This window comes from Pseudomonas sp. NPDC087690 (genome assembly GCF_044743175.1).
Taxonomy (GTDB): Bacteria; Pseudomonadota; Gammaproteobacteria; order Pseudomonadales; family Pseudomonadaceae; genus Aquipseudomonas.
In genome coordinates, this window is the sequence record NZ_JBIUVX010000035.1 from 22,660 (window position 1) to 36,183 (window position 13,524).

Here is a 13,524-nt window from a genome sequence, read left to right on the forward strand (position 1 = left end):
GAAAATTGTGGGTTGAGGCGAGTGGCGCTATCACGAGCAGGCTCACTCCTACAAGGGATCTGGAGTAGCCATGAATTTTGTGTAAAACACATAACCCTGTAGGCCTTCGCCTGCTCGCGATGAGGCCATTAAATTCACCTCAAATCTCACAGAGCTGACGCAACAGATCAGTATCCAGATGCTTCTCGACCAGATCCGCCAACCGTTCGATATCACGCTCGCGCAAGCCGTGATAATCCACCTCCTGCACATCGCTCAACCCGGCCCAGCGCAGCAACGCCGCACTCGCCGCCGGCGATTCGAACAAGCCATGCAGGTATGTACCGATCACCTGCCCGTCCAGACTCTGCGCACCATCACAACGACCGTCATCCAGATACACCGCTGCACTCTCCAGCGCCGGCCCGCTGGTCACTCCCGCATGAATCTCATAACCGCTGACTACGGCATCTTCCAGCGCCAGCCGCCCCCGCACATTGCGCAATTGCTTCTCGGCTTCAAGCGTCGTTTCAAAGGCCAGCAAGCCCAAACCAGCACTCGAACCGGGAGCGCCTTCGAGGCCGAGCGGGTCGTGCACCTGTTCGCCGAGCATCTGCAGACCACCGCAAATCCCCAGCACTTTGCCGCCGTAACGCAAATGCCGGGCGATCGCAGTGTCCCAGCCGTTGGCGCGCAGATACGCCAGATCGCTGCGCACGCTTTTCGAGCCCGGCAGAATGATCAGATCAGCGGGAGGGATCGCCTGCCCCGGCCCGACAAATTGCAGGTCGACCTGCGGATGCAGGCGCAGCGGATCAAAATCGGTGTGGTTACTGATGCGCGGCAACACCGGCACCAGCACTTTCAGAACCTGCTCAGCCTTGTCAGTCTGGCGCTGGTCGATGCCGTCCTCGGCCTCCAGATGCAGATCCATCACGTACGGCAGCACGCCCACCACCGGTTTGCCGGTGCGCTGTTCCAGCCAGTCGAGGCCCGGTTGCAGCAAGGCGATGTCGCCGCGAAAACGGTTGATGATGAAACCTTTGACCCGCGCCTGTTCGCTCGGCGAAAGCAGTTCCAGCGTGCCGACCAGATGGGCAAAAACCCCGCCGCGATTGATATCGGCAATCAGCAGCACCGGACAATCCACCGCTTCGGCAAAACCCATGTTGGCGATGTCGCCGGCACGCAGATTGATCTCCGCCGGCGAGCCAGCACCTTCGACCATCACCAGTGGATACGCGGCGCTGAGTCGCTCATGAGAAGCCAGAACAGCTTGCATGGCGATGGCTTTGTAGTCGTGATACGCCACGGCATTCATCGACGTCACCGCGCGACCATGAATGATCACTTGGGCGCCGGTGTCGCTGTTCGGTTTGAGCAGAACAGGGTTCATGTCGGTGTGCGGCTCAAGAAACGCCGCTTGCGCCTGCACGGCTTGCGCTCGGCCAATCTCGCCACCGTCGGCTGTCACCGCGCTGTTGAGCGCCATGTTCTGCGGCTTGAACGGCACGACCGCCACACCCTGACGTGTTGCCCAGCGGCACAGCGCCGTGACCAGTGTGCTTTTGCCGGCATCGGAAGTGGTGCCTTGCACCATCAGGGTGGTCATGGGTTGTCCTTGGTGAAAGCGATTAAAGCCTGTTCCAGACGCGCCTCTTCAGCCGCATCAGCCGGCAAGCCGAAGCGCAGGCTGCTGTTGTGCGTGAAGATGCGCAGGAGAATGCCGCGTCGGGCCATGAATTCGTGCAGCGCTGGCGCCTTATCAGTGACCAGCCACTGAAACAACGCGCAGCCGCCCTGCGGTTTGAAGCCGTAGCGTTCAAGCAGTGCGGCCAGCCGCTCGCTCGCTTCTTCGCTGCGAATCCGCTGGCGTGTGTGGCCTTCAGTGTCTTGCAGACACGCTTGCCCGAGCACCCGTGTCGGCCCGCTCACCACCCATGGCCCGACCTGTTCGGCGAGCAACCTGAGCAACTTGCGCTCGGCCAGGACAAACCCCAAACGCACACCGGCGAGGCCAAAAAACTTGCCGAATGAACGCAGCACAATCAGCCCGACCTGATGCGCGTGAGCCGCCAGGCTCAGGTGCGGCGTGTTGTCCATGAACGCTTCATCGACCACCAGCCAGCCACCGCGCTGCGCCAGTCGCGCATGCCAGTCGAGCAGCCGTGCCGGTGTCAGGCTCAGGCCGGTCGGATTGTTCGGATTGACCACGACCAGCACGTCGAGGTTATCGAGAAAGAACTCGACTTCCTGCTCCAGCACTTCGCGCACGATGTAGCCACTGCGGCGCCAGGCCTCGGCATGCTCGGCATAGCACGGCGATAAAACGCCAACCTTGCCAGCGCGACGCAAACGCGGCAGCAACTGAATGGCCATCTGCGAACCGGCCACCGGCAGCACTTGCGTGGCACCGTAGTAATCGCACGCCGCCTGCTCCAGACCGTCATCGGTTTCCGGCAGGCGCGCCCAGGCGCGCAGCGGGATGTCCGGGATCGGGAACGGCCACGGCGCAAGACCGCTGGACAGGTCGAGCCAGTCCGCCTCGGCGATGCCGTAATCGTGCGCCGCCTTGCGCAGCCGGCCACCGTGCTCAAGCATAGAATTCAGCCCCAACGCAAAGAATCAGCAGCCATAACCATACGCCGCGCTGGACCAATTGCCAGCCACGGTCGATGGAGTCGGCATCGGCCGGTTGCCCTTCGCCGAGTTGCGGACGCTCATGCAGTTCACCGTGATAAATCGCCGGCCCACCCAATTCCACGCCCAGCGCACCAGCGCCAGCCGCCATCACGGGACCTGCGTTAGGGCTATCCCACTTCGGTGCCTGTGTGCGCCAGCACTTAAGCGCGAGTCGGGTTTTGCCCAATAGCGCGTAGGTCAACGCCACCAGACGCGCAGGAATGTAGTTCAACACGTCGTCGATTTTTGCCGCTGCCCAACCGAAACGCTCGAAGCGTTCGTTGCGATAGCCCCACATCGCATCGAGCGTGTTGCTCAAGCGATAGAGCACCACGCCCGGGGCTCCGGCGACGACAAACCAGAACAGCGCGGCAAACACCGCGTCACTGCCGTTTTCCAACACTGACTCAGTGGCAGCGCGAGCGACAGCAGTGCTGTCGAGTTCATCGGTCTGACGACTGACCAGATAGCCGACTCGCTTGCGCGCCTCATCCAGATCATCCGCGCGCAAGGCTGCGGCTACCGGCGCGACATGCTCGCCGAGGCTGCGCATGCCGAGGGCGCAATACAACGCCAGAATCTCGACGACCCAACCCACATACGGCGCCCAGGAAAACGCCGTGGCGAGCAAGGTCAGCGGCACCACCGCGATCACCCACGCGGTGACGCCATGGCTGCGCCAGCCCCGCCCACCGGCGTTGAAACGTTGCTCGATGCGCCCGGCAAAATTGCCGAACGCCACCAGCGGATGCCAGCGTTTCGGTTCACCCAGCAGCGCATCCAGCGCGACCGCGGCGACACTCAACAACGCCACACTCATTGACTCACTCCCCAATAATTCTCAAACAGCAACTCATTGAGCGGACGCGCCTGCGCCCACCCTTCGAGTACCAGCATCGGCGCCGGATAGAATTCCTTGACCGGGCCCAGACATAAAACGGCCAGAGGCTTGGCACCTTCGGGCAACTTCAGCAAATCCGCCAACGCCTGCGGCTCGAACAGCGAGACCCAGCCCATGCCCAAGCCTTCGGCACGCGAGGCCAGCCACAGATTCTGGATCGCGCAGGACAGCGAGGCCATGTCCATTTCCGGCAGCGTGCGGCGCCCGAAGATGTGCTTTTCGCGATCATCCATCAGCGCCGCAACCAGCACTTCGGCGCAGTCACTGATGCCTTCGACCTTGAGTTTCATGAACTCGTCACTGCGCTCGCCGAGGGCTTCGGCGGTGCGGATGCGTTCCTCTTCCACAAGATTCTGGATCTCGCCGCGCAGGCTACTGTCGCTGATGCGGATGAAGCGCCAGGGCTGCATCAGGCCAACGCTTGGGGCCTGGTGGGCGGCTTCCAGAAGTCGGCGCAACAACTCCGGTTCGACGCTGCCACCGGTGAAGTGGCGCATGTCGCGGCGTTCGGCGATGGCTTTATAGACGGCTTGGCGCTCGGCTTCGGAGAATGCGTTGTCGGTCATGGCCCTTTCGCGAGCAGGCTCGCTCCCACAGGGGATTGCATTTCGTCAGGCACGACATCGCCCACTGCAGGAGCGAGCCTGCTCGCGATAGCGTCCTCAAGGGACGGTGCAAACAATGCTGCGATAGCCACAGGATTCGACGGAAAATAGAAGTGCACATAAGAAGCCGTCATCCGCCCTTCCCGATAAACCGCCTCAGCACCACGCCCACCATTCGGACTCAAGCCACGCGCAATCGGCGTCAGTTCGGTAGTCGTCAACGAATGATGATAAGTGTGCCCGCGCAACGAACCTTCCGGCAGATCCACCGCTTGCAGCGCCAGTGCCGCCAGACGCTTTTGCATCACCGCGTCGCCCTTGAGCAGTCCGACCAATTCGGTGCGAGTGCCTTCAACGTCCGTCAAAGAGTCGAGCAGATACAACATGCCGCCACACTCAGCGAGCAACGGCTTACCCGCTGCATGATGCGCGCGAATCGCCTCAAGCATCGCGGTGTTCTGCGACAACGCAACATGGTGCAATTCCGGGTAACCGCCGGGCAGATACAGACTGTCTGCCTCAGGCAATTGCGTATCGCGAATCGGTGAGAAGAAGCTCAACTGAGCACCCATCGCGCGCAGCAGATCCAGACTCGCGCCGTAGGTGAAGGCAAACGCCTCATCACGCGCAACGGCAATGCGCACATCCTTCAGCAGCGGCTCGACAGCGATAACATCCGGTGCGGCAAATTCTACGGCCGGTGGCAGCGCTACCTCGCAACTACTGGCCAGTGCGTCGGCAGCGGCGTCGAGACGCACATCAAGGTCATTCAACTCGCTGGCCTGAACCAGACCGAGGTGACGACTCGGCAATTCGATGCCAGTCTCGCGCGACAACGCACCGTACCAACGCAGACCTTCGGTGAGGCTGCCTTCGAGCAATTGCGCATGGCGCAAGGTTCCGACACGATTGGCCAACACACCGGCAAACGGCAGATCCGGCTGATACTTCGCCAAACCTAGCGCCAACGCACCAAAGGTCTGCGCCATCGCCGTGCCGTCGATCACCCCGAGCACCGGTACACCGAAGTGCCGCGCCAGATCGGCACTCGACGGCGTGCCGTCGAACAGGCCCATCACGCCTTCGATCAGAATCAGATCCGCCTCGGCAGCGGCTTCCCACAACAGACGACGACTTTCCTGCTCGCCGACCATCCACATGTCCAGTTGATACACCGGCGCACCGCTGGCGCGCTCGAGAATCATCGGGTCAAGAAAGTCCGGGCCGCATTTGAACACGCGCACTTTGCGCCCCTGATTGCGATGCAAACGGGCGAGCGCAGCGGTGACGGTGGTCTTGCCCTGACCGGAGGCCGGCGCGGCAATGAGCACCGCCGGGCAGTGACGTGGCTGATTCAAAGTTCGACGCCTTTCTGCGCTTTGATGCCGGCCTGGAAGGCATGTTTGAGCATGCCCATTTCGGTGACCGTGTCGCCCATTTCGATCATTTCCGGCTTGGCCGCGCGACCGGTGACGATCACATGCTGCATCGGCGGACGTGCCTGCAGATCGCTGAGCACCTGATCGAGATCGAGGTAGCCGTGCTTGAGGGCGATGTTCAACTCGTCGAGCACCACCAGGCCGATCGACGGATCGCGCAGCAGCTCGCGGGAGACGGCCCAGGCGGCTTCGGCGGCAGCGATGTCACGTTGGCGGTCCTGGGTTTCCCAAGTGAAACCTTCGCCCATCACGTGGAAGCGCACTTGCTCGGGGAAGCGGCGGAAGAACAATTCTTCACCGGTGCTGTTGCGGCCCTTGATGAACTGCACCACGCCGCACTGCATGCCGTGGCCCATGGCGCGGGCGAGCATGCCGAACGCCGAGCTGCTTTTGCCTTTGCCGTTGCCGGTCAGCACCAGCACCAGGCCGCACTCGTCGGGCGAGTTGGCGATGCGTTCGTCGATCACGGCTTTTTTGCGCTGCATACGCGCCAGATGGCGTTCGTCGCGCTCGGGGGAATCAGTCATGGGGGAGCTCTCCGTTGGGGCTGGATAACGGCGGGCAGGCACAAGAATAGACGGCAAAAAGCCTGGCATCGCCCACCGTGATGCCGCTGGATGGATCAGGCCGGTCTCCGGGCTCATGAGCGGCGCTTGGCCTGGCTGCGCGCCTTCCCGCTTGTTTCGAAGCAGTGGCTCAAGGCGCAGCTTTTACTCATTTACCGTTGCGGGGGCAGCGCCGGGATCGTGATCGTTCTTCGCTTGAAGACAACCCTCACCGGCTTCCCTGTTTCACTCTGTCAACCGCAGTCACAGAGCACCTGAAACAAGCCGCGAAGGTTAGAGGGTTGGGGGTGGAGCGTCAATTAAAGAGGGGGCCAGCGGGCGAATAACTGCCGTCGATCAATTATCTGGCGCCAATCTTGTGCCACACTGATACAAATGATATCAAAGAGCCATGCTTTTCTCGAAAAAGCCACCACAACAATAAGGATGATGACGATGCAAGGCATGATCATCAGCAACCCGCGCCTGGAATTCATGCGCCCGGTGCTTGAACGCTGGTTTGACTGTATCGACCGTTACAACGCCGTACGCGGCGACAGCGACACGCCTTACTGGCACGACGAGAAAGCCAATCTCGGCTTGCTGACCGCAGCAGCCTGGATGGCCGAATTGGTCACTCTCAACGACACTGCCACGCGCAAACAGAATGAAGAAGGCGAGCGCAATGCCCGCGCCGACCTGTTCCTCGCCGGCGCCGATGACCGCGCTTACATCCAGGCCACGCAGCGCTGGCCCCGGGTGAATAATCTCAACCTGACCCAAGCTCTCCTCGACATCACCAGCGATGCGAAACGCATCAGCTTTGCCAGCGACCTCAAACTTGGCTGCCTGTTTGTCGCGCCGCAAAAAGCCCAACACAGCGCCAGCCCCGAAGAGCTGCAAGACATGGTCGACGACCTGCAAAAGGAGCACACCTGCGCGGTCGCCTGGTATTTCCCCTACGCCTACCGCAAGTTGCGCAGCGAGGCTGGCAACTATCATCCGGGCATCGCCGTGCTGTTCAAGGAAGCCCGCGGCTGAGCAGTTGAACCATCGGGCTTGCGCCCTCCTCTATGATTAGGAATGCATTCATAGGGAAGATCAGCAATGCGCAAGCCCCAGCTCGTTTTCGTCATCGCTTTCGCCGGAGGGCTCGCCGCCTGCGGTGAGAGCTCCAGCCTGCAAGTCTCCGATGGCACCGGCCCGTCACCGAAGCTGCCCGAACCGAACAAGACCCTGATCCCGACGGTGAACATCGCCCCGGCGATCGGCTGGCCCGAAGGTGCCAAACCGACGGCAGCGGCGGGTACGCAAGTCGCGGCCTTCGCAGAAGGTCTCGACCACCCGCGCTGGCTCTATGTGCTGCCCAATGGTGATGTACTGGTGGCGGAAACCAATGCTCCACCAAAACCCGACGACAGCAAAGGTATCAGGGGCTGGGTCATGAAGACCGTGATGGGCAAGGCTGGCGCCGGCGTGCCGAGCCCGAACCGCATCACCTTGCTGCGAGATGCCGACCACGATGGCGTGGCCGAAACCCGCACGGTGTTTCTGCAAAACCTCAACTCGCCTTTCGGCATGACGCTGGTCGGCAATGACTTGTACGTCGCCGACACCGATCGTCTGTTGCGCTTCCATTACGAACCCGGTGCGACCGAGATCAAGACGCAACCGATCAAGGTCGTCGATCTGCCCGGTGGTACGTTGAATCACCACTGGACCAAAAACGTCATCGCCAGCAAGGACGGCAGCAAGCTGTACGTGACAGTCGGCTCGAACAGCAACGTCGGCGAAAACGGTCTGGATAAAGAAGAAGGTCGTGCAGCGATTTGGGAAGTGGATCGGGCAACCGGCAATCACCGGATCTTTGCTTCCGGTATTCGCAACCCGAACGGCCTGGCGTGGGAGCCTGCCAGCGGTGCGTTGTGGACGGCGGTCAACGAGCGTGACGAGATCGGTAGCGACCTGGTACCGGACTACATCACTTCGGTAAAGGACGGTGGTTTTTATGGCTGGCCGTTCAGTTATTACGGGCAGCACGTCGATGTGCGCGTCGAGCCGCAAAATCTCGACCTGGTGGCCAAGGCCATCGCTCCGGATTATGCCGTCGGCCCGCATACCGCTTCTCTCGGTCTGACGTTCGCCGAAGGCAACACCTTGCCGGCGCAGTTCAAGGAAGGCGCCTTTATCGGCCAGCACGGCTCATGGAATCGCAAACCGCACAGTGGCTACAAAGTGATCTTCGTGCCGTTTACCGGCGGCAAGCCGAGCGGCAAACCGGTGGATGTGCTGACCGGTTTCCTCGACAAGGACGAGAATGCTTTGGGTCGACCGGTGGGTGTGGTGATTGATCAGCAGGGTGGTCTGCTGGTGGCGGATGATGTCGGCAACAAGGTGTGGCGAGTGTCGGCCAGCAAATAATTTTCGCCATGCACAAGCAACTGTAGGAGTGAGCCTGCTCGCGATGGCGGTCGATCAATTCAACATTGATGTTGAATGTGGCACCGTCATCGCGAGCAGGCTCACTCCTACAGGGGATTGTGTGTGTGGCTGGATTACGGGTTATGCGCCAGATGCTCCGGCTGCAACACCCGCTTGGCGCTCAGATACGCCTTCTGCCAATACGCCTTCGACAGGCTGTCCAGCTTCACCGTGCCGCCCGTGGCCGGCGCATGCACAAAGCGCCCTTCTCCGACGTAGATCCCCGCATGACTGACCTGCGAGCCGCCATTGGTAGCGAAGAAGATCAGATCGCCAGTCTGCAAGCCTTCCTTGCCGACATTCGGCGCCTGCATGACGATCAGCTCACGCGTCGAACGCGGCAAAGAGATGCCCGCCGCATCACGGTAGACAAAACCGATCAGCCCGCTGCAATCAAACCCTGAATCCGGCGTGTTGCCGCCCCAGCGATAAGGCGTGCCCACCAACCCGAGCGCGCGAAACAGCACGTCCTCAGCAGCCGGCGAGAAAGCCTGGGAAGGGCCGAACACGACCGGCGCGCGAACCACCGGCGCAGGCGGCGGAGTACGGCTGGCGCAAGCGCTGAGCAGCGCTGCGAAGAACATCAATGCGAGGCGGGCCGACATGGTCATAAGCAGAACATCCTGATCTGGCTGCGGCTTTCTCTGCCGGATGGACAGAAAACAAAACCGCCTGCGGAGCACGCAGGCGGTTTGCCATCAAACTAGTTTCAGGATTCTAGCGGCTATACGACAAACTTCAAGTAAGACTTTAACTTCACCTTGTAAAGTATAGGTCTACTCCGTTGCCGGGAGCCTGATTGTCGCCGCGAATGCAGCGACATCGAGGGAATTACTTGCGAGCGGTGACCACGGTCGGGGCCATGGCGAGTGCACGCTTGGCTTCGATGAAGGTCTTGCTCCAGTAGCTGTCACCCAGGCTGTCGATGCGAACACCGCCGCTACGACGACTGCTGGAATGAATGAACTGATTGTCGCCCAGATAGATACCGGCGTGACTGACACGACCGCGACGACCGTTGGTGGCGAAGAACAGCAGGTCGCCCGGCTCGAGGTTGCTACGCGAGACCAGCGGCGCATCCACGTTGATCATTTCGCGAGTCGAGCGTGGCAGGTTCATGCCGGCTTCTTCGCGGAACAGATAACCGATGAAACCGCTGCAGTCGAAACCGGCTTCAGAGGTACCGCCGAAACGGTAACGGGTACCGATCAGGGACATGCCGCGTTCGAGGATGCTGTCGGCCAGAACAGGAAGCTGATAAGGCTTGCTGCCGTTGAATTCGTTGAGTTCTTTTTCGGTGTCCAGCTCTTCCTGATAAATAACGGAAGACTGGGCCGTGGCGGAATTTTTAACCTGTTGAGACTGCTCTTGAACTGGAGAATGAGCAGCGCAACCGAACAACAGGGTGACGAGTGCGAGAGGCACGAGGGGTGCGAAGCGCTTTAGCATGGGCACGACCGTGGCTGATAGTTGTAAAGAAGCCGAGACTATGCCCGCTATCAGCCTCATTTGCAAATTCAATCGATCTTTTTGTGACTTCCCGGTTTCTCGTTTACATCTAAGCGCTTAAGCCCATTTGAGTCGATACGCGGCCTGCACAACCTGCAGGAAAGCGGATTTTCTGGCGCCTGAAATATGCCGAAATGCGCTGAAAGCCGCGCCGTTACCAGCCTAGCGTTTCCTTGAGGAAGGGAATGGTCAGCTTGCGCTGCGCCTGCAAAGACGCCTGATCAAGTTGTTCAAGCAGGTCGAACAACGCGCTCATGCTGCGAGTGCCGCGGGTCAAAATAAAATGCCCGACTTCATCGGTCAGGTGCAGACCGCGGCGCGATGCACGCAGTTGCAAGGCACGTAATTTGTCTTCATCGGAGAGTGGGCGCATCTGGAAAATCAGCGCCATGGTCAGGCGGGATTTCAAGTCAGCCAGTTTGACCGGCAGCTCACGCGGCGACGTGGCAGCGGCAATCAGCAGGCGCCGACCGCTGTCACGCAGACGGTTGAACAGATGAAACATCGCCTCTTCCCAGTCAGCCTTGCCAGCAATCACCTGCAAATCATCCAGGCAAACCAGTTCGTACTGTTCAAGGTTGTCGAGGATTTCAACACCGCGATCCATCAACTCGGCCAATGGCAGGTAAACCGCCGGCTCGCCCATCTGCTCGAAGCGCAAGCAAGCCGCCTGCAACAGATGCGTGCGCCCTACGCCGTGCTTGCCCCACAGGTAGATCAGGCTTTCGGTCCAGCCGGCGTCGGCTTCGCATAGGCGCTCGACATAGCCGAGTGCAGCGGCATTGGCGCCTGGGTAGTAGTTGATGAAGGTGGCGTCGTCACGCAGACGCACACCTAGGGGCAGCTGAATCGGTTTCATGCTGACTGAACAGTTCTCAAGGAACCGTTAGTGGCCTCTGTGTAAAGTTTGCGAAGTTTATACCCGTGAAGCTGAGCGCACAATGCGACAGAGTCCAAGCAAAATCAAAGGTTTGCGTTAACACACTGGTTTTATGACAGTTTCTTTGGCGCCCGCACCTGCAGGACACGGGCCAACCCGGCTTCCGCCGGGCTGTCCGCCCCGATTACAACTCCGGCTCGTCCACACCACTATAAATGTCGGAATCCTTGTACAAATCGTGAACGTGGCGCACCAGTACCATGATCACCGCAGCCACCGGCAACGCCAGCAAAACACCGGTAAACCCGAACAGCTCACCACCCGCCAGAATCGCAAAGATCACCGCCACCGGATGCAGACCGATCCGGTCGCCCACCAGCAATGGCGTCAGCACCATGCCTTCCAAGGCCTGACCGACCATGAATACCGCGACGATCCCGAACATCGGATAAAGATCGCCACCGAACTGGAACAGACCGGCAATCAACGCCGCGCCAATGCCGATCACAAAGCCCATGTACGGCACGATCGCCGCCAGCCCCGCGATCAAACCGATCAACAGACCGAGTTCGAGACCGACGATCATCAGGCCTGCTGCGTAGATCACCCCAAGTGCGACCATCACCAGCAACTGACCACGAACGAATGCACCCAGCACCTCATGGCATTCGCCGGCCAGCGATACGATGGTTGCCTCACGATCACGCGGCAGCAGGCTGCGGATCTTGGCCATCATCACGTCCCAGTCGCGCAGCAAGTAGAAACTCACCACCGGGATCAGCACCAGATTGGCCAGCCAGCCGATCAACGCCAGACTGGATGCCGTTGCTTGACTCAGCACCACGCTGACAATGTCGGTGGTCTGGCCCATGTGCTCACTGATTGCCGCTTTGACCTTGTCGAACTTCCAGAACCCGTCCGAAAGGCCCAGCTTCGCCTGTGCCCACGGCAACGCGGTGTGCTGCAGCCAGTCGAGCATTTGCGGTGCCAGTTCGTACAAACGCAGCAACTGTTTGGCGAGCATCGGCACCAGCACCAACAGCAGTGCCGTGACGATCAGGGTGAACAAGGCAAACACCGCGATCACGCCCCAGGTTCGCGACAGCCCGAGTTTTTCCAGACGATCAACCAGCGGATCGAACAGATAAGCCAGCAGCAGCGCCACCAGAAACGGCGTGAGGATCGGGTGCAGCAACCATACAAACGCGCAAAGCAGGACTACCCCACCGAGCCAGAACCAACGCCGCGTATCGGCCATGTACCACTCCTGTTGCTTCTATATAAGGAAAGACTTACCAGCGAAACCGCAACGACGGCGCCGCCGGTGTCGGGGCCGGAGCCGCGACCGGTGCTGCACCTGCAACAGCAGGCTGTGGCGCTGAAACCTGCGCCGCAGCTTCCGCCGGCAACTCCTGCAACTTGGCCAGCGACAACTGCGCGCGCATCTGATCGGCGCTGCCATTGACCCGATAAACGATGCGATCGCCATCAACACTTTGCAGACGCACGCCAAACGGCTCGAGTAACCGCAACAGTGCGGCGTAGTGTTCAAGATTCATCCCCTGCACTTCCAGGGTCTGCTGACCTGAAGCACCGGGCCTGGCAACAAAACGCGGGGCCAACCGCTCGGCAACCGCGAGCATGACCGCATCAGCCACCGCCGCCTGATCCGCCCCCTGCACGCTGCCCGCTTCTTTCTGGTCGCCCAGCCACAAATGCCACTTGGCCTGCCACTGCCCGCCTTCTTCACGAGCGTGCACCGCGAGCAAGGCATCGGCGTTGTAACGCTCGGACGCGCCGCGCAATGGGGCTGGATCCGTACCCTCAAGCGCCGGCGCAGTGGCAACCAACTGCTCACTTAGGTCCGCCAGCGGCAAACGCAATGGCAATCCGCGATGCTGCGCAGCGCGACGCAAAGGCGCGGCAGCGGCTTGACCGTCGCCGACCAGACTCGATCCTTCAGCCGAATCATTCAGCCACCAACTCAGAATCGACGGCCGACTGGCACCCCACATCGACAACCCGGCACGACGCAACGCCTGCTCGGTCGACGACGGATCGAAATCGACCTTCAACACTTCCGGCGGCCCGGCATCAAAACCGAACTGGCTGATGATCTGCTGCGGATCCTTGCGAATCGCCGCCAGCCCCGGGTTTTGCGCAGCTTTCGGATCGCCGGTCAGACGCAACACCAGCGTGTCGAGCGCCGCCTGCGTGGCGCGATCACGCTCCTCCGGGGCCTGGCCGTTGACCGGCTCACGCACTTGATAGAGGCCTTTGAGATTTTCGGCGTGACTCGCCAGGCTGAGCAGAGACAAACAACCCACAAACAACAATTTACAAAAACGCATGGAGAATTCCCGTCGACAAGAGCGGCTGGAACAGGCCGCGTGAACCGGTTGAGCAAGGCTGTGACAATCTGCCAGCACCAAACATTCACCCGGCGACAATAAGTTTTTGCACACTGATAACGATAGACGGTTAATTGCCACACCTTATACAG

Annotated in this window: 13 protein-coding genes and 1 riboswitch; of the genes, 2 read left to right on the forward strand and 11 right to left on the reverse strand. The window is 60.5% G+C overall.

All coding sequences use genetic code 11. From position 1 onward, the window contains the following. Window positions 1-139 precede the first annotated feature (139 nt). From ACIPIZ_RS23610 to cobO, 6 genes are read right to left on the reverse strand one after another with little or no spacing between them, the layout of a single operon-like run. Window positions 140-1,591: a cobyric acid synthase gene (locus ACIPIZ_RS23610; protein WP_401167756.1), complete on the reverse strand. Its 1,452-nt coding sequence runs from the start codon at window positions 1,589-1,591 to the stop codon at window positions 140-142. Next, the gene (gene cobD, locus ACIPIZ_RS23615; protein ID WP_064390935.1) at window positions 1,588-2,580 is read right to left on the reverse strand and encodes a threonine-phosphate decarboxylase CobD; all 993 of its coding nucleotides are present in this window, start codon (window positions 2,578-2,580) and stop codon (window positions 1,588-1,590) included. The genes ACIPIZ_RS23610 and cobD overlap by 4 nt, the downstream gene beginning before the upstream one ends. Next, entirely contained in the window at window positions 2,573-3,481 is a 909-nt protein-coding gene (cbiB, locus tag ACIPIZ_RS23620; RefSeq protein WP_105709293.1) for an adenosylcobinamide-phosphate synthase CbiB, read from the reverse strand. The genes cobD and cbiB overlap by 8 nt, the downstream gene beginning before the upstream one ends. Continuing rightward, window positions 3,478-4,128 (reverse strand): 5,6-dimethylbenzimidazole synthase, encoded by a 651-nt coding sequence (bluB, locus tag ACIPIZ_RS23625; RefSeq protein ID WP_105709292.1) that lies wholly within the window; start codon window positions 4,126-4,128, stop codon window positions 3,478-3,480. Before bluB ends, cbiB begins: the two co-directional genes overlap by 4 nt. Continuing rightward, window positions 4,125-5,525, reverse strand: a complete 1,401-nt coding sequence (locus tag ACIPIZ_RS23630; RefSeq protein ID WP_401167761.1) for a cobyrinate a,c-diamide synthase — start codon at window positions 5,523-5,525, stop codon at window positions 4,125-4,127. Before ACIPIZ_RS23630 ends, bluB begins: the two co-directional genes overlap by 4 nt. Further along, on the reverse strand, window positions 5,522-6,133 hold the full coding sequence (cobO, locus tag ACIPIZ_RS23635) for a cob(I)yrinic acid a,c-diamide adenosyltransferase (protein ID WP_003223053.1): 612 nt from the start codon (window positions 6,131-6,133) through the stop codon (window positions 5,522-5,524). Before cobO ends, ACIPIZ_RS23630 begins: the two co-directional genes overlap by 4 nt. 80 nt (window positions 6,134-6,213) lie before the next feature. Continuing rightward, a riboswitch (cobalamin riboswitch) is annotated at window positions 6,214-6,445 on the reverse strand. Window positions 6,446-6,607: 162 nt separating this feature from the next. Between cobO and ACIPIZ_RS23640 the strand changes: the two genes are divergently transcribed. Together ACIPIZ_RS23640 and ACIPIZ_RS23645 are read left to right on the forward strand one after the other, a co-directional pair. After that, window positions 6,608-7,192 carry a hypothetical protein gene (locus tag ACIPIZ_RS23640; RefSeq protein ID WP_401167764.1) on the forward strand — a complete coding sequence of 195 codons (585 nt, stop codon included), beginning with the start codon at window positions 6,608-6,610 and terminating at the stop codon, window positions 7,190-7,192. 66 nt (window positions 7,193-7,258) lie between these two features. After that, window positions 7,259-8,572 carry a sorbosone dehydrogenase family protein gene (locus ACIPIZ_RS23645; protein ID WP_064390940.1) on the forward strand — a complete coding sequence of 438 codons (1,314 nt, stop codon included), beginning with the start codon at window positions 7,259-7,261 and terminating at the stop codon, window positions 8,570-8,572. A gap of 134 nt (window positions 8,573-8,706) precedes the next feature. Here ACIPIZ_RS23645 and ACIPIZ_RS23650 read toward each other — a convergent pair whose 3' ends face one another. The 5 genes from ACIPIZ_RS23650 to ACIPIZ_RS23670 form a co-directional block, all read right to left on the reverse strand. Then, window positions 8,707-9,243 carry a C40 family peptidase gene (locus ACIPIZ_RS23650; protein WP_064390941.1) on the reverse strand — a complete coding sequence of 179 codons (537 nt, stop codon included), beginning with the start codon at window positions 9,241-9,243 and terminating at the stop codon, window positions 8,707-8,709. Between the two features lie 220 nt (window positions 9,244-9,463). Further along, entirely contained in the window at window positions 9,464-10,081 is a 618-nt protein-coding gene (locus ACIPIZ_RS23655) for a C40 family peptidase (RefSeq protein WP_064390942.1), read from the reverse strand. Window positions 10,082-10,295: 214 nt separating this feature from the next. After that, entirely contained in the window at window positions 10,296-11,000 is a 705-nt protein-coding gene (hda, locus tag ACIPIZ_RS23660; RefSeq protein ID WP_064390943.1) for a DnaA regulatory inactivator Hda, read from the reverse strand. 205 nt (window positions 11,001-11,205) lie between these two features. After that, window positions 11,206-12,279, reverse strand: coding sequence for an AI-2E family transporter (locus ACIPIZ_RS23665; protein WP_105709287.1), 1,074 nt, complete (start codon window positions 12,277-12,279; stop codon window positions 11,206-11,208). 34 nt (window positions 12,280-12,313) lie between these two features. Beyond that, window positions 12,314-13,372: a DUF2066 domain-containing protein gene (locus tag ACIPIZ_RS23670; RefSeq protein ID WP_064390945.1), complete on the reverse strand. Its 1,059-nt coding sequence runs from the start codon at window positions 13,370-13,372 to the stop codon at window positions 12,314-12,316. Window positions 13,373-13,524 lie beyond the last annotated feature (152 nt).